Source organism: Streptomyces luteireticuli (genome assembly GCF_041519305.1).
Classification (GTDB): Bacteria; Actinomycetota; Actinomycetes; order Streptomycetales; family Streptomycetaceae; genus Streptomyces; species Streptomyces luteireticuli.
Window position 1 is genome coordinate 4992117 of record NZ_CP167927.1, and the last position, 21702, is coordinate 5013818.

18 protein-coding genes are annotated in these 21702 nt (G+C 73.9%); 10 read left to right on the forward strand and 8 right to left on the reverse strand.

All coding sequences use genetic code 11. The features are described 5' to 3' along the window. Positions 1-132 precede the first annotated feature (132 nt). Positions 133-1227, reverse strand: a complete 1095-nt coding sequence (locus tag AB8735_RS22415) for a citrate synthase 2 (RefSeq protein ID WP_344025783.1) — start codon at positions 1225-1227, stop codon at positions 133-135. 465 nt (positions 1228-1692) lie between these two features. Between AB8735_RS22415 and pdxH the strand changes: the two genes are divergently transcribed. After that, on the forward strand, positions 1693-2388 hold the full coding sequence (pdxH, locus tag AB8735_RS22420; protein ID WP_372408940.1) for a pyridoxamine 5'-phosphate oxidase: 696 nt from the start codon (positions 1693-1695) through the stop codon (positions 2386-2388). A gap of 393 nt (positions 2389-2781) precedes the next feature. Next, positions 2782-4149 carry a PAS domain-containing protein gene (locus AB8735_RS22425; RefSeq protein ID WP_344025779.1) on the forward strand — a complete coding sequence of 456 codons (1368 nt, stop codon included), beginning with the start codon at positions 2782-2784 and terminating at the stop codon, positions 4147-4149. 102 nt (positions 4150-4251) lie between these two features. Here the strand turns inward: AB8735_RS22425 and AB8735_RS22430 are convergent, their stop codons facing one another. Further along, positions 4252-5007, reverse strand: a complete 756-nt coding sequence (locus AB8735_RS22430) for an SIS domain-containing protein (protein WP_344025777.1) — start codon at positions 5005-5007, stop codon at positions 4252-4254. Positions 5008-5229: 222 nt separating this feature from the next. Here AB8735_RS22430 and AB8735_RS22435 point away from each other — a divergent pair, with 222 nt between their 5' ends. From AB8735_RS22435 to AB8735_RS22445, 3 genes are all read left to right on the forward strand, one after another. After that, on the forward strand, positions 5230-5922 hold the full coding sequence (locus AB8735_RS22435; RefSeq protein ID WP_372408943.1) for a metal-dependent transcriptional regulator: 693 nt from the start codon (positions 5230-5232) through the stop codon (positions 5920-5922). Between the two features lie 580 nt (positions 5923-6502). Then, a complete protein-coding gene (locus AB8735_RS22440) occupies positions 6503-7381 on the forward strand; it encodes an alpha/beta hydrolase (RefSeq protein WP_344025773.1) in 879 nt (292 codons plus the stop codon). A 148-nt stretch (positions 7382-7529) separates the two neighbouring features. Continuing rightward, complete coding sequence (locus AB8735_RS22445) at positions 7530-9071, forward strand: FAD-dependent monooxygenase (RefSeq protein ID WP_372408945.1); 1542 nt, start codon at positions 7530-7532, stop codon at positions 9069-9071. A 260-nt stretch (positions 9072-9331) separates the two neighbouring features. Here the strand turns inward: AB8735_RS22445 and AB8735_RS22450 are convergent, their stop codons facing one another. The 3 genes from AB8735_RS22450 to AB8735_RS22460 all read right to left on the reverse strand — a co-directional run bounded on the left by AB8735_RS22450 (position 9332) and on the right by AB8735_RS22460 (position 12532). Then, a complete protein-coding gene (locus AB8735_RS22450; protein WP_372408947.1) occupies positions 9332-10939 on the reverse strand; it encodes a transporter in 1608 nt (535 codons plus the stop codon). Further along, positions 10936-11724 (reverse strand): ABC transporter ATP-binding protein, encoded by a 789-nt coding sequence (locus tag AB8735_RS22455; protein ID WP_372408948.1) that lies wholly within the window; start codon positions 11722-11724, stop codon positions 10936-10938. The genes AB8735_RS22450 and AB8735_RS22455 overlap by 4 nt, the downstream gene beginning before the upstream one ends. 130 nt (positions 11725-11854) lie before the next feature. Next, positions 11855-12532 (reverse strand): bifunctional DNA primase/polymerase, encoded by a 678-nt coding sequence (locus AB8735_RS22460; RefSeq protein ID WP_344025765.1) that lies wholly within the window; start codon positions 12530-12532, stop codon positions 11855-11857. A 317-nt stretch (positions 12533-12849) separates the two neighbouring features. On the opposite strand from AB8735_RS22460, the gene AB8735_RS22465 reads away from it, so the two are divergent. The 4 genes from AB8735_RS22465 (at position 12850) to purU (ending at position 17988) form a co-directional block, all read left to right on the forward strand. Beyond that, the gene (locus AB8735_RS22465) at positions 12850-14244 is read left to right on the forward strand and encodes a transcriptional regulator (RefSeq protein WP_344025763.1); all 1395 of its coding nucleotides are present in this window, start codon (positions 12850-12852) and stop codon (positions 14242-14244) included. A gap of 547 nt (positions 14245-14791) precedes the next feature. Further along, positions 14792-16465 carry a hypothetical protein gene (locus tag AB8735_RS22470; RefSeq protein WP_372408951.1) on the forward strand — a complete coding sequence of 558 codons (1674 nt, stop codon included), beginning with the start codon at positions 14792-14794 and terminating at the stop codon, positions 16463-16465. Between the two features lie 81 nt (positions 16466-16546). Next, the gene (locus AB8735_RS22475; protein WP_344025759.1) at positions 16547-16981 is read left to right on the forward strand and encodes a hypothetical protein; all 435 of its coding nucleotides are present in this window, start codon (positions 16547-16549) and stop codon (positions 16979-16981) included. Positions 16982-17109: 128 nt separating this feature from the next. Beyond that, entirely contained in the window at positions 17110-17988 is an 879-nt protein-coding gene (purU, locus tag AB8735_RS22480; protein WP_344025757.1) for a formyltetrahydrofolate deformylase, read from the forward strand. A 195-nt stretch (positions 17989-18183) separates the two neighbouring features. Here the strand turns inward: purU and AB8735_RS22485 are convergent, their stop codons facing one another. Both AB8735_RS22485 and AB8735_RS22490 read right to left on the reverse strand, forming a co-directional pair. Continuing rightward, a complete protein-coding gene (locus AB8735_RS22485) occupies positions 18184-19239 on the reverse strand; it encodes a zf-HC2 domain-containing protein (protein WP_372408952.1) in 1056 nt (351 codons plus the stop codon). Beyond that, positions 19236-19790 (reverse strand): sigma factor, encoded by a 555-nt coding sequence (locus AB8735_RS22490; RefSeq protein WP_372408953.1) that lies wholly within the window; start codon positions 19788-19790, stop codon positions 19236-19238. Before AB8735_RS22490 ends, AB8735_RS22485 begins: the two co-directional genes overlap by 4 nt. A gap of 453 nt (positions 19791-20243) precedes the next feature. Between AB8735_RS22490 and AB8735_RS22495 the strand changes: the two genes are divergently transcribed. Then, entirely contained in the window at positions 20244-20618 is a 375-nt protein-coding gene (locus AB8735_RS22495) for an STAS domain-containing protein (protein ID WP_344025755.1), read from the forward strand. Between the two features lie 5 nt (positions 20619-20623). Here the strand turns inward: AB8735_RS22495 and AB8735_RS22500 are convergent, their stop codons facing one another. Continuing rightward, positions 20624-21691 carry a sensor histidine kinase gene (locus AB8735_RS22500; RefSeq protein ID WP_372411892.1) on the reverse strand — a complete coding sequence of 356 codons (1068 nt, stop codon included), beginning with the start codon at positions 21689-21691 and terminating at the stop codon, positions 20624-20626. Positions 21692-21702: the final 11 nt, after the last annotated feature.

Genomic DNA, 21702 nt, shown 5'->3' on the forward strand with positions numbered 1-21702 from the left:
ACTTCGCCCGAAGGGCGAATGGGGTCCGGGGTCTCCCCGGAAGAAACGGTGAGATGGGGGTGCCCCCTCTGGGGGAGGGGCAGGGGCAACTCCCCCGCGTCAGCGGCCCCCGCGCCCGCCCACCCCCCTCAACTACCGCCCGGTGTAACCGGGAACGTCCCGGGGGTCCCGGGGGCCCGGGCCCACGTAGCGAGCCGACGGCCGCACCAGCCGCCCCGTCCGCTTCTGCTCAAGAATGTGCGCACTCCACCCCGCCGTCCGCGCACACGTGAACATCGACGTGAACATGTGCGCCGGCACCTCCGCGAAGTCCAGCACGATCGCCGCCCAGAACTCGACGTTCGTCGCCAGCACCCGGTCCGGACGCCGGTTGTGGAGCTCCTCCAGGGCCGCCTTCTCCAGGGCCTCCGCGACCTCGAAGCGCGGCGCGGCGAGTTCCTTCGCCGTGCGCCGCAGCACCCGCGCCCGCGGGTCCTCCGCGCGGTAGACCCGGTGGCCGAAGCCCATCAGCCGCTCGCCGTTGTCGAGGGCCCGCCGGACGTACGCGGCCGCGTCGCCCGTCCGCTCGATCTCCTCGATCATGCCGAGGACGCGGGAGGGCGCCCCGCCGTGCAGCGGGCCGGACATGGCGCCCACCGCCCCGGACAGCGCGGCGGCGACGTCGGCACCGGTCGACGCGATGACCCGGGCCGTGAACGTCGAGGCGTTCATGCCGTGTTCGGCCGCGGACGTCCAGTACGCGTCGACGGCCGCGACGTGCTTCGGGTCCGGCTCGCCCCGCCACCGCTTCATGAAGCGCTCGACGACCGTCTCCGCCTTGTCGATCTCCCGCTGCGGCACCATCGGCAACCCCTGCCCGCGCGCGGACTGCGCGACGTAGGACAGGGCCATCACCGCCGCGCGGGCGAGGTTGTCGCGCGCGGTGGCCTCGTCGATGTCGAGGAGCGGTTTCAGGCCCCAGACGGGGGCGAGCATGGCGAGCGCGGACTGCACGTCGACGCGGATGTCACCGGAGTGGACGGGGATCGGGAACGGCTCGGCGGGCGGCAGGCCGGGGTTGAAGGCGCCGTCGACCAGCAGCCCCCACACGTTCCCGAAGGAGACGTGACCGACCAGGTCCTCGATGTCGACGCCCCGGTAGCGGAGCGCGCCGCCCTCCTTGTCCGGTTCGGCGATCTCCGTCTCGAACGCGACGACTCCCTCGAGTCCGGGTACGAAATCGGACATCTGGCGGCTCCTCATGGTGTGTTCGACAAGTGACGGCAACGTGCCGGTGTCCCCTGCCGGTGCGTGCGGTCTCCGTGGTGTCTGCTGCTGTGTGCTGCCGGGGCTGCTCCCGTGGCGCCCCTTGTGGCCTGACGGCCTGGTGGTCCGGTGGCCGGACGGTTCGCCGGAACGGTTCCGCGGCTGCGCCGACGCGGCTCGCGTTCCGTGCCTGTCTCCCGGTCATGCCCCGTACGGGGGCGGTTCACCCGGCCCTTCAGGCCGGAAACGATATCCGGTGGTGCGGTGCTCCCACATCCGTACGACCGGCGATTTTGGTGGTTTCGCCACTTGCAGGGAAGGGTGATGTCCGGCACATGTCGCTTTTGGTCGGGTGAGGGGTTGGGCGAGGGCGTTACGGGGCACAATCATCGGTTCGCCACGGGGAGATGCGGTGCGGACGCGCCGGGTGTGCTGCAAGATGAGCGGATGTCCCCTGCTTCCCGCACTCCCCGCATCGACGATCCCGACGGCCCCGAAGGCCCGCTCGACCCCTCCGGCATGCGGGCCCAGTACCGCACGGCGGGGCTGGTGGAGGAGGACCTGGCCACCGATCCGTACGGACAGTTCGCGCGCTGGTTCGCCGAGGCGGCGGCGAGCGGGCTCGACGAACCCAACGCCATGGTGGTCTCGACGGCGGACGCCGCCGGACGTCCCAGCTCACGGACCGTACTGCTCAAGGCGTTCGACGAGCGGGGCTTCGTCTTCTTCACCAACTACGGTTCGCGCAAGGGGCTGGAGATCGCCTCGAACCCGTTCGTCTCGGCGCTCTTCCCCTGGCACCCGATCGCTCGTCAGATCATCGTCGCGGGACGGGCGGAGCGGGTGGCGCCCGAGGAGACGGCCGCGTACTTCCGTTCCCGGCCGCACGGTTCGCAGGTGGGCGCGCTGACGAGCGCCCAGTCGACGGTCGTCGCCTCGCGCGCGGAGATCGACGCGGCGTACGCGGAACTGGCGGCGCGCTACCCGGAGGGGACGGAGGTGCCGGTGCCCACGGAGTGGGGCGGGATCCGTGTGGTGCCCGAGAGCGTGGAGTTCTGGCAGGGCCGGGAGAACCGGCTGCACGACAGGCTGCGGTATGTACGGGCCGGGGAGGGCTGGCGGGTGGAGCGGCTCAGCCCGTGACGGGCCCTGTGGTGATCCCCAACGGGCCGTACGCAGACGGTCCGTGGGCCGCTTACCCGGGGCGCCTCAAGAGGCTCCCGGGTGCCGAGCGGACGACTCGGCGGCCCACGGACCGGGTGACTGCTGGGAATTGGCCGACGACACCGTCGCCGACGCTGATGCGCTGTGCGCGACGACGGGCGTCAGCCCGCAGTCACCTCACGCGTCCGGACGAAAACCATCTGTCCGATCACCTCCCTTCTCGTGTGTCCCACACCCTAGGGAGCCCCTCCGGGCACCACAACCGAATTTCCCGGTGCACGGATTTCGCCGAAGACGGTGTGGTGCGGGGCGGCGTCGAGTTGAATGACCCGTCGTGCAGGACATGCAGACGCGTCCAGCTGGGGGTATCTCGTGACCGCTCCACACCACTTCGGGCCCGCCCGCCACGAGGCTGCCGCCGACGGCGAGGACCACGACCTGCTCGCGGCCCTGCTCGACGGCATGGACGCGGCACTCTGCGCGTTCGACGCCGAGGGGACGCTCACCCACTGGAACCGCGAGGCCGAGCGGATCCTCGGCTGGTCCGCCGAGGAGGTCGTCGGCCGGCCCGGCCTGGCCGGCTGGGCGGTGCGCGAGGCGGACGCGCCGGAGGTCACCGCCCGGCTGCTCGGCGCGATGCAGGCGCAGGGCCGCCAGCTGGACGAGTTCGCGCTGCTCACCAAGGAGGGCGGCCGGGTCCTGGTGCGGGTCCAGTCGTCGGCCGTGCCCGGCGCGGACGGCAGCCCGGCGGGGGTCTACTGCGCGTTCAGCGAGGTGCACACGCAGATCGACCTGGAGCGGTCGGTGGCGCTGAGCGAGGCGCTGTTCGGCGACGCGTCCTGGGGCGTCGTCCTGGTCGACGCCGACCTGCGCCCGGCCCTCGCCAACGCGCACGCCGCCCGGGCGCTGCGCACCAGCCGCTCCGCGCTGCTCGGCCGCCCGCTGGGCGACCTGCTGGAGCAGGGCCTGGAGGACGTGGAGAGCGCCCTCCAGCACGTCCTGGCGTCGGGCGCGCCGCCGGCGCCGACGGAGCTGTGGGTGTCGGTGAGAGGCGCGGGCGAGGAGGGCGGCGCGGGGGAGCGGCGCTGCTGGCGCAGCGGATTCCTCCGGCTGTCCACCCCGCTGGTGGAGGAGCCGGTCCCGCTGGGGGTGGCGTGGCTGTTCCTGGACGTGACCAAGGCGCGGCTGGCCGAGCAGGAGAGCGCCCGGCTGCGGTTCCGGGGAAGCCAGTTGCACCGGGCGGGGCGGGCGGTGGCCGAGTGCGAGGACCCGATGGAGGCCGCGGCGCTCTACATGGACTTCGCCCTCGCCGGCTTCGCGGACCACGCGCTGATCGACCTGCTGCCCGAGCCCGAGTCCGTGCCCCGGCGGCCGATCCTCCTGATGCGGGCGGCGGCGACGCCCACGGGGGCCTCCGGGCCGGCCACGGCGGTGGCCGGGGGCGGTCTGCCCGTGCCGTACATGGAGGGTCACCCGGCGGTCCAGGCGGTCGAGCGCTGCGGTTCGGTGCGGGCGGTCTCGGACCGCTCGCGGGACTGGGCGCCGGTACGGAAGTGGCCCGCGGGGACGCAGCATGCGCTCGCGACGGCGTTGCGGTCGCGGGGGCGGACGGTGGGGGTGGTGACGTTCCTCCGCGGCCCGTCGCGCCGCCCGTTCGACCGGGCGGACGCGACGTACGCGGAGGACATCGCGACGCGGGTGGCGGCGGCGGTCGACCTGGCGGGCGCCGTGGCGGGCTGAGCGCCCTCCGGCGCCGGAGCCAGGTGCCGGAGCCAGGTGCCGGAGCCAGGTGCCGGAGCCAGGTGCCGTTCGGTGGAGTGCGGCGCCGGAGTCCGGTGCCGTTCAGTGGCGGAAGAAGATCCGCTCCCCGTACTCCCGCAGCACCCGCCCGTTCCACTCGTGGCCCCCGTCCACGTTCCCCGACCGCAGCATCGGCGGCTCGATGCCCCGCCCGGCCAGCTCCCCGGCCGCGGACGCGACGACCGCCTGCATCACGGCGCTCGTCACCACCGTCGACGCGGGGGCGAACGGCGCCGCGACGCCCTCCGCCGTCAGCTCGGCGTCCCCGATCTCCACCTTGCTGTCGATCACGACGTCGCAGTGGTCCTTCAGGAACGTCCCCGACGCGTGCCGGGACTTCGTCCGCCCCGCGTACGCCAGCGACGTGACGCCGACGACCTTGAGCCCGAGCGCCCGCGCGTTGAGCGCCATCTCGACGGGCAGTGAGTTCCGCCCGGACAGGGAGATGACGATCAGTACGTCGCCGGCCTGGACGGGGCTCGTGTCGAGGACGGCCCCGGCCAGCCCGTCGACGCGCTCCAGCGCGCTGCCGAGCGTGGCGGGGGTGATGTCCACGCCGACCGTTCCCGGTACGGCGAGGAGGTTCATCAGCGCGAGCCCGCCCGCCCGGTAGACGACGTCCTGTGCGGGCAGCGACGAGTGGCCCGCGCCGAAGACGAAGAGCCGGCCGCCCGCCGCGACGGTGTCGGCGAGCATCGCCCCGGCGGCGGCGATGTGCTCCGCCTCCTCGTCCCGCACCCGCTCCAGCAGCCCGATCGCGGCGTCGAAGAACTGGCCGGCCAGCTTGTTCCCGCTCATCGCAAAGGGCTCCTCAGTGTCGTCCCGGGGTCGGCGGCGTCGTCGTCGGCGCCGCGGTGGCGCGGCTCACGTTGCGCGGTTGACCTGCGCGCTGTCAATACGGAGGACGGCCCTGCCCTGGGCCGTGGCGGGGCCGTACCGGGGCGGTACTCGCCCCCCTTGTCGGAGGTATGCGTCAGAATTGGGTCCAGGGCCAGCGCACTACTTATCCGAGGGGCACGCATGTCCGGACTGATCGACACCACGGAGATGTATCTCCGCACCATCCTGGAGCTGGAGGAGGAAGGTGTGGTCCCCATGCGCGCCCGCATCGCGGAGCGGCTCGATCAGAGCGGTCCCACGGTGAGCCAGACGGTGGCCCGCATGGAGCGCGACGGCCTGGTCACGGTGGCCGGCGACCGTCACCTGGAGCTCACCGACGAGGGCCGCCGCCTGGCCACCCGGGTGATGCGCAAGCACCGCCTCGCCGAGTGCCTGCTCGTCGATGTGATCGGCCTGGAGTGGGAGCAGGTCCACGAGGAGGCCTGCCGCTGGGAGCATGTGATGAGCGAGGCCGTGGAGCGCCGCGTCCTGGAGCTGCTGCGCCACCCGACGGAGTCGCCGTACGGCAACCCGATCCCGGGTCTGGAGGAGCTGGGCGAGAAGGCCGAGGCCGACCCGTATCTCAACGACAACATGGTCAGCCTCTCCGAGCTGACCCCCGGCTCCGAGGGCAAGACGGTGGTCGTGCGGCGGATCGGCGAGCCGATCCAGAGCGACGCCCAGCTGATGCACACCCTGCGCCGCGTGGGGGTGCAGCCGGGGGCCGTGGTCAGCGTGACGGAGTCGCCCGGTGGGGTGATGGTGGGCAGCAGCGGCGAGTCCGCCGAGCTGGCCCCGGACGTCGCCTCGCACGTCTTCGTCGCCAAGCGCTGAGCGTTTCCCCGGCCCCCAACGACCGTAGTTCGCGGGCGGGTTGACCGCCCCGTACCGCCCGGCCGGTGCCGCCCTCCGCGCTCCGTCCGGCCAACTGCCCCCGGTCCGGCCGGAGTCGGTGGAAGTCGGCGGAACGCGCACATACGCCCCCGGAGCATGTCACGCTGGCGTCGTGGCATATGCGCTCGCGCCGTACGACCTGGGAGGGGGTCCTCGATGAGGCACCGGTCGCGGTGGGCGGACCGCATGTCGGACACATCGGGCTGCAAGGCGGGGACTCCTGCGGCGACGGGGGCCGCCCCGGCCATGACAGAGGCCCCGGCGCCCTCACGGACGGCCGGGGCCCCGCCTCCCCGTATTCCCCCCACGGCGACCCGGGGCCCCGAGCTCCCAGGGTGCGCCTCGCGGACCTTCTTCCCCGAACGGTCCGCGCCCGAGTCGATTTCTCCCCTTGGCGACGACGGTCAATCCTCGGCTCCCGTCACTCGAACGAGGGGTGTTGCGTGCGACGGCCGGCCCATTCGAAAGGGGGTTCCATAAGGTGGAGCTGTCCGGGGGTGAAGTGGGGGTGTCAGGAGTGATGGCGCGGCGTATCGATGTCGGTGGGAGCGGTGGAGTGCGGCTCGCCGCCTGGGAGTTCGCCGACCGGCCGGAAGCGGTCGTCCCGCCCGTCCGGGCCGGGGACGACGGCCACGGCGGGATCCTGCTGCTGCACGGGCTGATGGGGCGCGCCGCGCACTGGGCGGAGGCCGCCCGCTGGCTCTCCACGCGGTACCGCACGGTGGCGCTCGACCAGCGGGGCCACGGCCGCAGCGAGAAGCCGGTCGGCGGCCCCTACGACCTGGACGCGTATGTGGCCGACGCGGAGGCCGTGGTCGAGCAGCTGGGCCTGGCGCCGGTCACGCTCATCGGCCACGCCATGGGCGCCCTGACGGCCTGGCGGCTGGCGGCCCGCCGGCCCGACCTGGTCCGGGCGCTGGTGATCTGCGACATGCGGGCGTCGGCGCTGGGCGCGGCGACGCAGCGCCGGTGGGGCGAGTGGTTCAAGTCCTGGCCCGTCCCGTTCGCCACGCTGGCGGACGTGCGCCGGTGGTTCGGCCAGGAGGACCCCACGCTGGAGCGCCCGGCCCCGGCCCGCGGCGACTTCTACGCGGAGGTGATGGCCGAGCGCGCGGACGGCTGGCGGCCGCTGTTCTTCCGCCGTCAGATGCTGGTGGCCCGCGAGGCCTATGCGCACGACGCGCACTGGGAGGAGCTGGCGCTGGTCGAGTGTCCCACCCTGGTCGTCCGCGGGCTGGACGGCGAGCTGGGCCGGGCGGAGGCCCAGGAGATGGTCCGCGTCCTGCCCCGCGGGCGGTACGCGGAGGTGGCGGACGCGGGGCACTTCCTCCACTACGACCAGCCCGGGGCGTGGCGGAGGGTGGCCGAGCCGTTCCTGAGGGACGCGGTGCCGGTGTGACGGTGCCTGCTTGCCGGAGGGGGCGCGCGGACGTCCCCTCCGGGGGCGCGGAGGATTAATTCAACGCTCGTTGACATCTTTGCCGGGCGGGTGTGCACTGGAGGTGGGCCGGCCGTCGGAATCGGGCCGGGAGCCAGAGGAGGCCGCCATGCCTGCCGTCACCCACTCCGCCATCGATGCGACCGATGCGACCGATGTGATCGTCGTCGGGGCGGGCCCCACCGGCCTCCTCCTGGCCGGTGACCTCGCTGCCGCCGGAGTCCGCACCGTCCTGCTGGAGCGGCGGTCGCAGGAGTCCAACCTCACCCGGGCCTTCGCCGTCCACGCCCGCACCCTGGAGGTGCTCGACGCCCGCGGCCTCGCCGAACGGCTGCTCTCCACCGGGTACTTCGTCAAGGACGTCCGCCTCTTCCGCGGGGCCGTGATCGACCTCGGGCGGCTGCCGACCCGCTTCCCGGGCGTCCTGATGACCCCGCAGTACCACGTCGAGGGCCTGCTGGAGGAGCGCGCCGCCACGGTCGGCGCCGAGCTCCGGCGCGGCGCCCGGTGCACCGGCCTGCGGCAGGACGCGGACGGCGTCTCGGTCGACGTGACCGGGGACGACGGCACCACCGGCACCCTGCGCGCCCGGTACGTCGTCGGCACGGACGGGGTGCGCAGCACCGTTCGGCAGGCCATCGGGATGCCGTTCCCCGGGCGGGCCGTGCTGGACTCCGTGATGCTCGCGGACGTCCGGCTCGACGCCTCGCCGGGGGAGGTGCCGGCGTTCCGGGGCGGGCCGGCGGGGTTCTCGTTCGTCGTCCCGTTCGGGGACGGCTGGTTCCGCGTCATCGCCTGGCGGCGGGGAACGGCGCTGCCGACCGAAGCGCCGGTGGACATGGAGGAGTTGAAGGACGTCACCCGGGCCGTCTTCGGCACCGACTTCGGTATCCGGGACGCGCGGTGGACCTCGCGCTTCCACAGCGACGAGCGGCAGGTGCCGGCCTATCGGGACGGGCGGGTCCTGCTCGCCGGGGACGCCGCGCACGTCCACTCGCCGGCGGGCGGGCTGGGCATGAACGCCGGTCTCCAGGACGCGGCCAACCTGGGCTGGAAGCTGGCGGCCGTCCTGCGCGGGGACGCGGAGGAGGCCCTGCTCGACAGCTACCACGCCGAGCGGCACCCCGTCGGGGAGCAGGTGCTGAAAGTCAGCGGGGCGATCGTCCGGGCCGTGCTGGCCGAGTCGCCGGTGGTGCGCGGGCTGCGGGGGACGGCGGCCGCGGCGCTGCGGTTCGGGCCGCTGGCGGGCTTCGCGGGGGGCCGGGTGGCGATGACGGTGTCCGGTCTGGGGATCGCGTACCCGGCGCCGCCGGGATCGCATCCGCTGGTGGGGCGGCGGGCCCCCGACCTCCCGCTGGCGGAGGAGGGCCCGGGGCGGCCGGTGCGGCTGTACGAGGCGTTGCGGGCGGGGGAGTTCGTGCGGGTGGTGCCGCGGGGGTTCGGTCTCGACGCCGGCCCCGGCCCCGGTCTGCGTGTCACGCGGGCCGATGCCGGGCGCACGATGCTGCTCGTCCGGCCGGACGGGTATGTGGGGGAGGCGGAGGAGGTGCCGCTGGGGTGGGTCGACGGTGGGGTGGTCGATCCCCGGCCCCGCGCCACCGTTTCCCCGGGGCCGGGCCCTGGGCCCCGCGATGTGGCTGCGCCGCGTTAGTCCTCGGGTGCCGGACGGGCTGGGTTTGCCCCGGTCCCGCCCTTTCACCGTTTCTTCCGGGGGCTCCGCCCCCTAGCCCCCTGAAGCGCCCTGCGGGCGCTGTCCTCAAGCGCCGGACGGGCTGAAATAGCCCGTCCGGCGCTTGAGGACGATGCGGCGCAGCCGCATTGCGGGGCCGAGGGGCGCAGCCCCGGAAGAAACGGTGAAAGGGCGGGCCGGGGGCAGAGGCACCCGATGCCCGCCCCTCCGGGGCGGGAACGCTACGCCCGGCTCGCCGCCGCGAGTATCTCCGGCAGGCGGGGCGTCAGACGGGCCGCCGCCGCCTTCAGACCCGCCCATGCCACCACCGCGCCGTATCCCAGGCCCAGCGGCAGCAGCACCCACGACAGGTCCCGCGCATCGGCCAGGTGCAGCCAGACCGTCAGGGCGGCCAGCGGTGCGCAGGCCGCGGCACCCGCGAGGACCCAGAGCATGCCGAGCCAGGCGATGCCCGTCTGTCCGGGGGCGACGTTCTTGAAGGCGTTGTCCTGGGGGACGGAGTACGGCAGCAGGACGGAGGCCAGCGCGCCCGTGCCGAGGAGGCCGCCCAGCAGGGCCAGGACCAGGCCCAGCACCTCCGCGAAGTTCCGCCAGTCGCCGGTGAGAAGGGCCAGGCCGGTGACCACCAGGGCCAGATAGGGCGCGGTGACGATGATCAACGCCAGGGTGCGGCCCCACAGTTCGGCGAGCGCCTCGCGCCGGGAGCCGATCGTCTGGAGCACCATCCAGAACGCGGACCCGTCCTGCCCCAGCTGGTTGAACATCTGGCTGGTGACCATCGTGGCAGCGATGAACACGAAGTACAGGCTGTGGTTGCCCTGGAGGATGTTGAACACCGGTATCGCCGTGCCGATCGCCAGGGTGGACCCCCAGGACATCTTGATCTTGGGGTCGCGCCAGGCGTACCGCAGCGAGCGCTGGGCGGCCGTGCCCGCCCGCCCGGCGGGCAGCAGCCGGGAGAGGCCGGAGTCCGAGGAGCGCTCCCGGTCCGGCTCCGCCGCGGCCAGCGTGGAGGAGTCCGGCGAGACCATCACCTTCGTCAGCGTCCGCTGCCACCAGTACAGCAGGGCGGCCAGCACACCGGCGGTCAGGGCGAGTTCGGCGGCGGCGAGGCCGTACTCGCCCTCGCCCGCGGCCCGGACGGCGTCCAGCGCGGAGCCGGGCGGGATCCAGCGGGTCACGTCCGCGACGGGCTCCAGCTTCGACAGGCCCGAGTTGGACAGCTTCTGCAGGGCGAAGTTGACGACCTGGATACCGACGCCGATGATCACGCCGCTGAGCAGGGCCAGATCGCGGCCCTTGCGGCTGGACAGCAGCCGTATGTTGGCCGTCGCCACCGCCCGGGCCAGCGCCACGCAGACCAGCAGCGCCAGCGGCACCGCGAGCACCGCGACGCCGAACGCCCCTGCCCCGTACGCCGTGGCGATCACCGAGCCGACGAGTATCAGCAGGGTGAAGGCCGGGCCCATGCCGATCAGCGAGCTGATCAGCAGGGCCGTGGCCAGCGGTGCCGGCCGCAGGGGCAGCATCGCCAGCCGGGCCGGGTTCAACGTCTCGTCCCCGCTGGGGTGGAGGAGCGGGGCGAGCGCCCAGCCCAGGGCCAGCAGCGTGGCCAGGGGCACGGTCAGCGCCGCCGCGTGGCCGGTGCCGCGCAGGGCCCACAGGCCGAGCAGCTGGAGCGCGCCGAAGAGGGCGGTGAGGACGAGGGAGACGATATAGACGGCCTTGCGCTTGCTGGACTGGCGCAGCCCGTTGCGGAGCAGGGTGAGCTTGAGCCGGGCGAAGACCGGGACCAGGGAGAGCGGCCCGGCGGACGGCGCGGCGCTCATCGGGCACCCCCCAGCCAGTCCAGGGTCTGGCCCTCGGACAGCCTCCGGGCGCCCACGAGTTCGAGGAAGGCGTCCTGGAGCGAGGGGGCGTCCCCGCGCACCTCCGCGACCGGGCCGTGCGCCCGGATGCGGCCGGCGGCCAGCACGGCGACCCAGGAGCAGAGCGACTCCACCAGCTCCATGACGTGGCTGGAGAAGACGACCGTGGCCCCGGAGGCGGTATAGCGCTCCAGCACCCGGCGGATCGTCTGGGCCGAGACCGGGTCCACTCCCTCGAACGGCTCGTCCAGGAAGAGGACTTCGGGGTTGTGCAGCAGCGCCGCGGCCAGACCGATCTTCTTGCGCATGCCGGTGGAGTAGTCGACGACGAGCTTGTGCTGTGCGCCCGCGAGGTCGAGGACGTCGAGGAGCTGGGCGGCCCGCTGGTCCACCTCGGCACCGGGCAGCCCCCGCAGCCGCCCGGTGTACGCGAGGAGTTCACGGCCGGAGAGCCGCTCGAACGTCCGCAGGCCCTCGGGGAGGACGCCGATGACGGCCTTGGCGGCGGCCGGGTCGGCCCAGACGTCGTGCCCGGCGATCTCCACCCGCCCCGCGTCGGGCCGCAGCAGACCGGTGACCATGGACAAGGTCGTGGTCTTGCCCGCGCCGTTGGGGCCGACGAGGCCGATGAACTGCCCCGCCGGTATCTCCAGATCCACTCCGGCGACGGCCACTTGCTCGCCGAACCGCTTCCACAGCCCTTCGATCCGCACGGCCGCGGATGTGGTGCCCTGTCCCACTGCCATCCCTCGTTCCTGCTGGTGCCTGAGGGCGGCAGGACCCGCCCCCGGAACCAGCGTAGGTTCGGACGGGGGCGGGCACAGGTGACAAACGTCAGCGATTTTCCCGGGACCCTACGGGGCCCCGGCCGGGACCTCAGCGGCCGCGGGCGTCCGCGGGTTGCCGCCCGCCGCACGCATAGGCGAGGGCGCTGACCAGCTCCTCCGCGTCCGGGAGCCAGCGGTTGGCGGCGGTGGGCTGGCGCGCCCACTGCACGGCGCCGCGGTTGCCCACCCGGCTCGGCGGCGCCACCACGTAGTCGCCCTCGCCGCGGGCGATCAGATCCAGCGAGGACGGCCGCCAGCCCAGCTTGCGGGCCGCGTCGGCGACCTTCAACGCGCCGCCGGGCAGCACGAAGAAGAGCATCCTGCGGAACGGGGTGGAGGTGATCGGCCCCAGCTCGATGCCCATCCGCTCCATGCGGGCCAGCGCCAGGCAGCCGGCGGACTCCGAGACGTCCAGCGCGTCGAACGTGCGGCCCGTCGGCAGCAGGACCGAGGCGGTGGGGTGTTTCCCCCACATCCGGCGCGCGCCGGCCGCGCTGGCGGTGGCCTGCTCGGCCCAGTCCTGGCGGGCCGGATGGGCGCCCGGGGCGAGGCAGTCGGGCTCGCCGCACGAGCAGCGCTCCCGGCCGTCCACCGCCTCCAGCCAGGTGCCCGCGAAAACATGCCAGTGCCGTTCCTCCGCATACCGGACCGCGGCGTCGAGCACGCGCTCACCGCGTTGTTGGGGAATGCGCGGGGTCCCTACTCCGATCGTCTCTTCCACGTTCATCACAACTCCCCTTGTCACCAAGGGTTACGGGCTGGACACGGGCCCGCCGCCCCTGTCGGTGAACAGCACACGGGGCGCACGGATGCATGTACGGGGGCGCAGGGGCGGCTTCGCCCCGGCGAAGGGGTAGCCACCTGCGAGGCAGAAGCAGGGCACAGCCGACGCATTCACGACCGCTCTGACATCAATACGGGAAAGTCCCGCATTCTCAGGACATCAGGGGGGAAAGATCACAGAGGAAGGCGTTCTCAGCCGGCTCAGCTTCTCCGCACTTCGCGAGGGACTTCGCGAACGCATAGCAGTCTCAGGGGGTACAGATGGCCGCACGGCCACTCGTCGCGCGGCAGCCGAACGAACGGCTGCAGGCGCTCATTCAGGAAGCCGGCTGCTCCAATGCCGGACTGGCACGCCGCGTCAACATGTGCGGCGCCGAGCACGGTCTCGATCTCCGTTACGACAAGACGTCCGTCGCCCGCTGGCTGCGCGGCCAGCAGCCGCGCGGACGCGCCCCGGCCGTCATCGCCGAGGCGCTCGGCCGCAAGCTCGGCCGGACCGTCACCATCGACGAGATCGGCATGGCCAACGGCAAGAACCTCGCCTCCGGCGTGGGCCTGCAGTTCTCCCCGACCGTCATGGGGGCGATCGAGCAGGTCTGCGAGCTGTGGCGCAGTGACGTGGGCCGCCGGGACTTCCTCAGCGGCACCTCGGTCGCCTCGTCCGCGCTGGTCGAGCCCAGCCGCGACTGGCTGATCACCGGGGCCGACCCACAGGTCGCGCGGAGCGCGGGCGCCCGGGTCGGGGTCTCCGACGTCGAGGCCGTCCGCTCCACGACGGAGGCGCTCGTCGAGCTCGACCACCGGTACGGGAGCGGGCATGTCCGGCCCGTCGTCGTGCACTACCTCAACAGCGTCGTCTCCGGGCTGCTCGCCGGTTCGTACCGCGAGGCGGTCGGGCGGGAGCTGTTCGCGGCGGTGGCGCGGCTGACGGAGCTCGCCGGCTACATGGCCGTCGACACCGGGCAGCCCGGGCTCGCCCAGCGCTACTACATCCAGGCGCTGAGGCTCGCCCAGGCGGCGGGCGACCGCGGCTACGGGGGCTATGTGCTGGCGGCCAGCATGAGCCACCTCGCCGCCTCGCTCGGCAACCCGCGCGAGATCGCCCAGCTCGCGAAGGCGGCCCAGGAGGGGGCGCGAGGACAGGTCACGCCGCGGGTCGAGGCGATGTTCTACGCGGCGGAGGCGCGCGGGCACGCGCTGCTGGGCGACGCCCGCTCCTGCCAGACGGTGGCGGCGAAGGCCGTCACCAAGCTCGAACAGGCCGACGGAGGAATGGATTCCGGTGCGGGCGACGACCCGTCGTGGATCCGGCACTTCGACCACGCCTATCTGTCGGACGAACTGGCCCACTGCCACCGCGACCTGGGCCAGGCCGAGCCGGCGAGGCGCCATGCGGAGGATGCCCTGGCGCACCATCCGCAGGGGCGGGTCCGCCGCCGGGCCATCGGGCTGCTGGTGCTCGCCACCGCGCATGTGCAGCAGCGCGAGGTGGAGGAGGCGTGCGCGACGGGGTCGCGGGCGCTGGAGCTGCTGGGGACACTGCGCTCCAATCGGGGGGCGGAGTATCTGGACGACTTCCAGCAGCGGTTGCAGCCTTATCGGGACGAGCCGGCGGTGCGGGATTTCGGGGTGAGGCTGGAGATGCAGGCGGCGTAGGGGGTGTCGGGGGGTTTGCTCCCCGCCCCGCCCTCATCCGTTTTCGCAAGGGCTGCGCCCCTGCGCGACCCCGCGTGCGCGCTGCCGCGCGCGGGGTCGCGCTCCGCGCGGTGGGCGGGGCTTCGCCCCTGCACCCCACCGGGGGCTGCGCCCCCTGGCCCCCGCTCGGGTTGCGCCCGTCGGGCCCTGACCGGGGCTGCGCTCCTGAGCCCCGCTTGGGGCTGCGCCCCTGGCCCCCTGAAGCGCCCTCCAGGCTCCCCCAGAGGGGGGGCACCCCCCGTCTCAAGCTCCCCGGAGGGGGGGCAACCCCCAGACGGGCTGATTCAGCCCGTCCGGCGCTTGAGGGCAATGCGGCGCAGCCGCATTGTGGGGCCGAGGGGCGCAGCCCCGGGATGGGGGCACCCCCTCTGGGGGAGGTGAAAGGGCGGGGAGGGGCAACCCAGCCCGCCCGAGGGCGGGCGCAACATGGCCCGTCCCGCCCCCTGCGCGGGGCTACCGGGTAGCGTGAGCCGCCGGTTCAGCTACCCGTACAGCCTGAGGAGTCCCGGTGACGCAGAGCGGACAGGGAAACGAGCCGCAGTTCCCTGCGGCCCCGCCCGCGCGCGAGGGCGTCGTGCTGCCTTCCCGTCCCGCCCCGGGCGGACCCGTCGGCGAGCAGGCGTCGCCGCCGCCCGGACAGCCCTGGGGCGGGCCGTGGGGGCCGCCGGGCGCGGCGCAGCCGCTGCCCCCGGAGATGCCGCCGGCCCGGCCGGGCGTGCCCGACTCCGAGGCGACCCAGTACCTGCCGCCGATGGGCGCGACGCCGATGCCGGGTGCGCCGCTGCCGCCCCCGCCGTACGCGCAGCAGGTGCGCGGGGAGGGCGCGGGGACGGACGCGGGCGCCGCGACGCAGTACCTCCCGCCGGTGCCGGCCGCTCCGCCGGCCGGTGCGCCGAACCGTTCCGCCGCGTCGGGTGACGGGGGAGCGCCCCAGTACCTCTCGGCGCCGCCGTCCATGGGTGCACCGGACGACGCGCCCGCGACCCAGTACCTGCCTCCCGTCCGCGGCATGGACGGGCCGCCCGCGCCGGCCGCCGACGCGGCGACGCAGTATCTCCCGCCGGTCCCGGGGACACCCGCGCCCCCGGCCGGTGCGCCGGACGACGCAGCCGCGACGCAGTACCTGCCGCCCGTGGCGGATGCCGGCGCGGCCACGCAGTACCTTCCGCCGGTCTCCGGCGCGAACGGGCCGCCGGCGCAGGCCGGTTCCGCGGTCGGCGGGCCGGACGAGGGCGCGGCGACCCAGTACCTTCCGCCGGTCCGGGGAAACGGAGTCGCCTCCGTCGGTGCGGCGGACGACGGTGCGGCGACGCAGTACCTGCCGCCCGTGCCGGGCGGGGAGCGGACGCCGCCCGCCGAGTTCGACACCCTGTTCCGCCAGGCCGCTGCCGGTGCACGGCCCGCACCTGCCCCCGCCCCCGCCCCCGTGCCCGCGGGGAGCGGGCCCCGAATACCCGGGGCCGGGGCGTACGCACCCGCCCCGGCTGCTGCACCCGCCCCGGCCGCGCCCGCCGCCCGTTCCGGGCGGGGGAAGAGCCTCGCCGTCATCGGTGCCGTCGTCGCCGGCTGCGCCGTCGCCGGGCTCGCCGCGGGAGCGTTGTTCTGGGGCAGTGGTGACGGAGGGGACAAGGAGAAGGAGCCCCAGAAGGCCGCCGCGGCCACGGACGGGCCGAGCTCCTCGGCCTCCCCGAAGGCCGAGGAGAGCAGGAAGCCCAAGCCCGCCGACCCGGCCGAGGGGCAGGCCAAGGCGCTGGACGCGCTGCTGAAGGACAGCGGCAGCAGCCGGGGCACCGTCATCGGGGCCGTGGACGCGACCAGGAGCTGCAAGGACCTCGACAAGTCCGCCGCCGACCTGCGCGACGCCGCGAAGGACCGCAACGGCCTGGTGGACCGGCTGCGGAAGACGGACGTCGGCAAGCTCGACGGCCATGCGGACCTGACCGCGCAGCTGACCAAGGCGTGGCAGGCGTCCGCCGCGGCCGACAGCCACTACGCGGCCTGGGCCGACGCGGTGGGCGGCAAACACGGCTGCCACAAGGGTCACGCCCGTCCCACCAAGGACGCCGCCGCGGCCGATCGCGCCAGCGGCGAGGCGACCGTCGCCAAGAAGCGGGCCGCCGACCTGTGGAACCCGATCGCGAAGAAGTACGGACTGCCCCAGCGCCAGTGGACGCAGCTCTGAGGCGGGAACGTACGATCGACTGCTGTGCAAGGTTCGGAGAAGTCTTCCCGTCGCGGCCGCCGCTCGACCACCATGGACGGCATGCCGCTGAATGACATGCCGTGGTGGCGCTGGCGGGCCAACGTCCGCTCGGCGCTGCACATGCTCGCGGACGAGGCCTTCCAGCGGGAGTGCTGGCTGGCCGGGCGCGAGGAGTACGGAGACGTGACCGACGCCGTCTACCGTCTGGTCGAGGACACCTGGCTGGACAACTGGTCGGCCGAGAAGTACGTCGGAACGGTGTTCCGGGACTCGGGCGAGGCCGCCCTGGTGGACACGGCGGTGCTGCGGGTGCTGCGGATCATGCATCAGGTCGGGGCCGACGCGCCCGTCTCGGCGTATCTGGAGCACCACGGGTGGCCGGAGGTCGTCCGAGCGGCTCGTGAGGCACACGTTCGGCTGGCGGCGGGGGACGGGGACGACCCGGACGTGCCGCCGAGGTCGCTGCCCGTGCTGGCGATGCTCACCAAGTTCTGACCGAGGTCAGGCCGAGGTCGGGCCGGGAACCGGCCGGGATCCGGCCGGGGCCGGGGGCAAGATCGGGGCCGAGGGAGTGGAACCTCGTGGTCCGGAGGGGGGCCGCGGGTATGCGACGCTATTGGGCTATGAACGCCTCGCAGCCCGCGCCCGCCCAGTCCGACCAGTACGTCCTCACCCTCTCCTGCCCGGACAAGCAGGGCATCGTCCACGCGGTGTCCAGCTATCTCTTCATGACCGGCTGCAACATCGAGGACAGCCGGCAGTTCGGCGACGGCGACACCGGTCTGTTCTTCATGCGGGTGCAGTTCGGCGCGGAGGCGCCCGTGACGCTGGAGAAGCTGCGGGCCAGCTTCGCGGCCATCGGTGACTCCTTCCACATGGACTGGCAGATCCACCGGGCCGACGCGAAGATGCGGATCGTCCTGATGGTGTCCAAGTTCGGGCACTGCCTCAACGATCTGCTGTTCCGCTCGCGGATCGGGGCGCTTCCGGTCGAGATCGCGGCCGTGGTCTCCAACCACACGGACTTCGCCGAGCTGGTCGGCTCCTACGGGGTCCCCTTCCACCACATTCCGGTGACGAAGGAGACCAAGGCGGAGGCGGAGGAGCGGCTGCTGGAGCTCGTCCGGACCGAGAACGTCGAGCTGGTGGTGCTCGCGCGGTACATGCAGGTGCTCTCCGACAACCTCTGCAAGGAGCTGTCGGGGCGGATCATCAACATCCACCACTCCTTCCTGCCGAGCTTCAAGGGTGCGAAGCCGTATCACCAGGCGCATGCGCGGGGTGTGAAGCTGATCGGTGCCACCGCGCACTATGTGACGGCCGACCTGGACGAGGGGCCGATCATCGAGCAGGAGGTCGAGCGGGTGGGCCATGAGGTGACGCCGGAGCAGCTGGTGGCCGTGGGGCGCGATGTGGAGTGCCAGGCGTTGGCCCGGGCGGTGAAGTGGCACAGCGAGCACCGGGTGCTGCTGAACGGCAGCCGGACGGTCGTTTTCGCCTGACGGCGGGTTCCGCGCCCCGCCTCCCGGGCGGTTGCGCCGTCGCGCGGGCCGGGGGCTCCGCCCCCTGCGCCCCGGGCCCGCTCTGCGCCGTGGCCTTTGCGCGCGCCCGGAGGCGCCCTCAGGCGGCCCGGACGAGGCCCGCGTCCCGCAGCGGCGGCCCGCACCCGCTGCCCCGCGGTAGCGGCCCCGCATCCCTCACATCCGCGACAGCGACGCCGTGGCGAACAGCACGTCCCGCACCGCCTCGCGGTCGCCGTCCTGGCCCGCCGCCGCCTCCTGCGGGCGCATGCGGCCGGCGGCCAGGCGGCAGAACTCCAGTCCGTCCAGGGCCACATGGGCCACCTCCGTCCCGGGGGCGGCCTTCGCGGCGGGGGAGTCCAGGGCGATGTACCAGTGGCCGCCGCCGCTGCCCTCGATCTCCAGGTGGAGGGCGCGGCCGGGGGCGCCCGCCGTGGTGAGGGTGTGCGGGGGCGGGGCGAGGCCCGCGCGGCGGCGGCCGGCGATCGCCCGGGGCAGCATCCGGGCCGCGAGGTCGATCATGCGGTGGAGGTGTGTGGGAGTGGGCGGCGTGTAGGGGTAGGCGACCGCCTCGGCCACGTCCTCCGCGTGCACCCAGCACTCGAAGGCGCGGTCCAGGAACGCATCGGGCAGGGGCAGCCGGAACGGGCCGTATTCCACGGTCCGTTCGGCCGTGCCCTCCCCGGCGTAGGAGGCACCCCGTATCAGCGCGCGGCTCTGGTCGCGCCATGTCGTGTGGGTGCGCGCCGGGTCGTCGTCCGCGGCGGCGGAGGGCGGGAGGCCGAGGGAGCCGGCCACCACGCCGTCCACCGCGGTGAGGTGGGTGACGACCGCGGCGACGCTGACCTCCCGCTCGGCGGGGCCGCGTCCGTCGAACCAGGTGAGCCGGACCGGGGCGCGCCAGTCCGCCTCGCCGATGTCCCGCAGGAGGGCGTCCAGGCGGGCCGTCTCGGCCTCGTAGGGCGCGGCCCAGGCGGGCACCGGGATCTTGGCCGGGCGGCGGCCGAGGCAGTGCGCGAGGACCCGGGAGCGCAGACCGGGGTCGAGGTCGAGGCTCTCCTCGTGGTGGAGGAGGGTGACCGCGTCCCGCAGCCGGAGGGCCTCGTCGGCGCAGGAGGCGCAGTCGGTGAGGTGCTCCTCGACGGCGGCGGTCTCCTCGGCCGAGCAGGCGGCCAGCGCCCAGGCGCCGAGCAGGGACTTGAGGACGCGGTGACGGGCGGCGTGCGTGGTCATCGGGGGCCTCCGCCGACGGGCCGGCGCGGGCCCTGGTGGGCGGTGGAGAGCAGCTGGAGGCCGAGCCGGAGCCGGCGGCGGGCCTCGTCCTCGGTGACGCCGAGCCCGGCGGCGGCCTTGCGGTAGTCCAGGCGGCGGGAGTAGGCGAGGTCCAGCGCCTCGCGCAGGGAGGCGGGCATGGAGGTGACGATGTAGTCGGCGCGGGCGGCGGCGGAGGCCGCGCGGACCCGCTCGTCGATCTCCTCGGGGCCCGCCTCGCCGTCGCTCTCGGCCTGGCGCAGCCGGGCGACGGCCTGCCGGTGGGTGACGTCGGCGATCCAGGAGCGCAGCGGGCCCTCGCGGGGGTCGTAGGCGTCGGGATGCTCCCAGACGTAGCCGAAGACGTCGCGGGTGACGCGGTCGGCGGCGTCCTCGTCGTCGAGGACGCGGTGGGCGAGGCCGTGGACGAGAGAGGCGAAGCGGTCGTAGAGCTCGCCGAGCGCGGCGGCCTCGCCGTGCGCGAGCCGCTGTTGCATCCTGCGGTCCCACCGTGGTGGTGCGTCGTACGTCATGCCGCCCCTCCTCCCGACTGCTTCTCGCAATGTAACGGGAGGGTCCGACACCGAGCGCCGCTTCGCACCGAAATCAGGGAAGATCCAAGGGAGATCGGGAAAGCGGCTGGCACCGGACGGCCGGGGCTGCTATGGCTGTGGGTCGGTTTGCGGTGATACATCACGATCCAGTCGATCGGTGTGGATCGGACATGCTCGAATGTGCCGATGTGTTATGCGGGTGTGACCGGATCTATGGGGAGGAACGGTTCGAGCGGGGCATAGGCTCAACGGCGGTGGTTTATGCCAGACGGCAATTCGCGACGGATCCGGGAGGGCGAACCTCCGGATCCCGGGGAACCGGGCGGCCGTCGCGGAGCGTACGCGCCGGTGGCCACCCCGCGGAAGGGCTCAGTCCGGAAAAGCGCCGGAAAGCGCGAACTCCGGCGGACCGAGTGAGAAGGGCTCGAACGCGTGACGTTGAAGGTATGGGAGCGCGAGCAGGGGAACTGGGCCGTGCTCCAGGTCTGCGGCGAGATGGATCTGGTGACCTCGCCGGCGGTGCGCCAGCGGGTCCACGACGCGGTGGCGGACGGCCGGCGGAGTCTGGTGCTGGACCTCGGCGAGGTCCGCTTCTGCGACTCCAGCGGGGTCGGGGTGCTGATCGCGGCCCGTCGTCTGATGCGTTCCTGCCAGGGGCGGCTGCGGCTGATCCTGCCCGCGCAGGGCGCGGTCGAGGGCTCGCACGTCAACCGGGTGCTCGCCGCCCTGGGCGTACGGCGCCTCTTCGAGGTCTACCCGGACCTCGAGAGCGCGACGGACGAGACCAGCGGCCCGCTCTCCGCCTGACGGCGTCAGGCGCGCGGGAAGTCCGCCCGCACCACGAAGCCCCCGTCCTCCGTCGGGTGCGCCTCCAGCGTGCCCCCCAGGCTCTGCGCGCGCTCGCGCAGGCCCACCAGCCCGTGGCCGCCGCCGGGCAGCTCGGGGCAGGGGACGGCCGAGTCCGCCGGGCCGTTGCGGATCTCCACCCGCAGCCCCCCGCCCGGTTCCGTGACCCGCACCCGCACCTTCGCCCCCGGGGCGTGCTTGCGGATGTTGGTCAGGGCCTCCTGGACGGTGCGGAAGGCGGCCCGCTCGACGGCTTCGGAGCGCTCGGCGCCGGGGGCGCGGGCGTCCTCGTACGTCACGTCCAGGGCGCTCAGCTCCAGCAGCCGGGGCAGGTCCGCCAGCTTCGGCTGCGGGGTGAGCTCCTCCCTGTCCGCGCCCGCCGCGCGCAGGATGCCGACCATGTGCCGCAGCTCGTCCAGGGTGCGCACGGACAGCTCGCGGATGGTGCGCGCGCCGGCCTGCGCCTCGGTGTCCTCGGTGCGCACCTGCACCGCCCCGGCCTGCAGGCTGATCAGGCTGACCTGGTGGGCGACCACGTCGTGCATCTCGCGGGCGAGCCGGGCCCGCTCGGTGGCCACCACCTGGTCGGCCAGCAGCCGGTCCTCCCGTTCCCGGCTGCGCGTCAACTCGTCGAGCCGTTCGGCCAGTTCGTGCCGGGTGCGGGAGAGCAGCCCGACGGCGAGCGGGGCGGCCGCGATGACGACGGCGTTGACGGCGTCCAGGGCCAGCGTGCGGTGGTCGTGCACCGGGAGGCGGGAGACGGGGTAGGGCAGGAAGTGCGCGACCGCGAACGCGGTGCCCGCGAGGGCGAGCACCCGGCGGTCCGGGGGGCGTACGGCGGCGACCGTGTAGAGCGCGATCAGTGGCGCGAACCAGATGTAGCCGATGAACATCCCCACGAGGGTGACGGCGAGCACCGTCAGCGGCAGGCGCCGCCGCCACACCAGGGCGAGCGCGGCGGCCAGCGAGAGCGCCAGCGGCACTCCCGGTTCGGCCCCGTTGACCAGGAACGCGTCGGCGAGGGCCAGTGCCATCGGCGCGGCGA

Coding starts and splice junctions, on each gene's coding strand:
- AB8735_RS22430 (WP_344025777.1), bottom strand. CDS start 5,007: ATGAGCGGGAACAAGCTGGCCGGCCAGTTCTTCGACGCCGCGATCGGG.
- AB8735_RS22465 (WP_344025763.1), top strand. CDS start 12,850: ATGGCCGCACGGCCACTCGTCGCGCGGCAGCCGAACGAACGGCTGCAG.
- AB8735_RS22435 (WP_372408943.1), top strand. CDS start 5,230: ATGTCCGGACTGATCGACACCACGGAGATGTATCTCCGCACCATCCTG.
- AB8735_RS22415 (WP_344025783.1), bottom strand. CDS start 1,227: ATGTCCGATTTCGTACCCGGACTCGAGGGAGTCGTCGCGTTCGAGACG.
- AB8735_RS22455 (WP_372408948.1), bottom strand. CDS start 11,724: ATGGCAGTGGGACAGGGCACCACATCCGCGGCCGTGCGGATCGAAGGG.
- AB8735_RS22500 (WP_372411892.1), bottom strand. CDS start 21,691: ATGGCACTGGCCCTCGCCGACGCGTTCCTGGTCAACGGGGCCGAACCG.
- pdxH (WP_372408940.1), top strand. CDS start 1,693: ATGTCCCCTGCTTCCCGCACTCCCCGCATCGACGATCCCGACGGCCCC.
- AB8735_RS22445 (WP_372408945.1), top strand. CDS start 7,530: ATGCCTGCCGTCACCCACTCCGCCATCGATGCGACCGATGCGACCGAT.
- AB8735_RS22490 (WP_372408953.1), bottom strand. CDS start 19,790: ATGACGTACGACGCACCACCACGGTGGGACCGCAGGATGCAACAGCGG.
- purU (WP_344025757.1), top strand. CDS start 17,110: ATGAACGCCTCGCAGCCCGCGCCCGCCCAGTCCGACCAGTACGTCCTC.
- AB8735_RS22440 (WP_344025773.1), top strand. CDS start 6,503: ATGGCGCGGCGTATCGATGTCGGTGGGAGCGGTGGAGTGCGGCTCGCC.
- AB8735_RS22475 (WP_344025759.1), top strand. CDS start 16,547: ATGCCGCTGAATGACATGCCGTGGTGGCGCTGGCGGGCCAACGTCCGC.
- AB8735_RS22450 (WP_372408947.1), bottom strand. CDS start 10,939: ATGAGCGCCGCGCCGTCCGCCGGGCCGCTCTCCCTGGTCCCGGTCTTC.
- AB8735_RS22460 (WP_344025765.1), bottom strand. CDS start 12,532: ATGAACGTGGAAGAGACGATCGGAGTAGGGACCCCGCGCATTCCCCAA.
- AB8735_RS22485 (WP_372408952.1), bottom strand. CDS start 19,239: ATGACCACGCACGCCGCCCGTCACCGCGTCCTCAAGTCCCTGCTCGGC.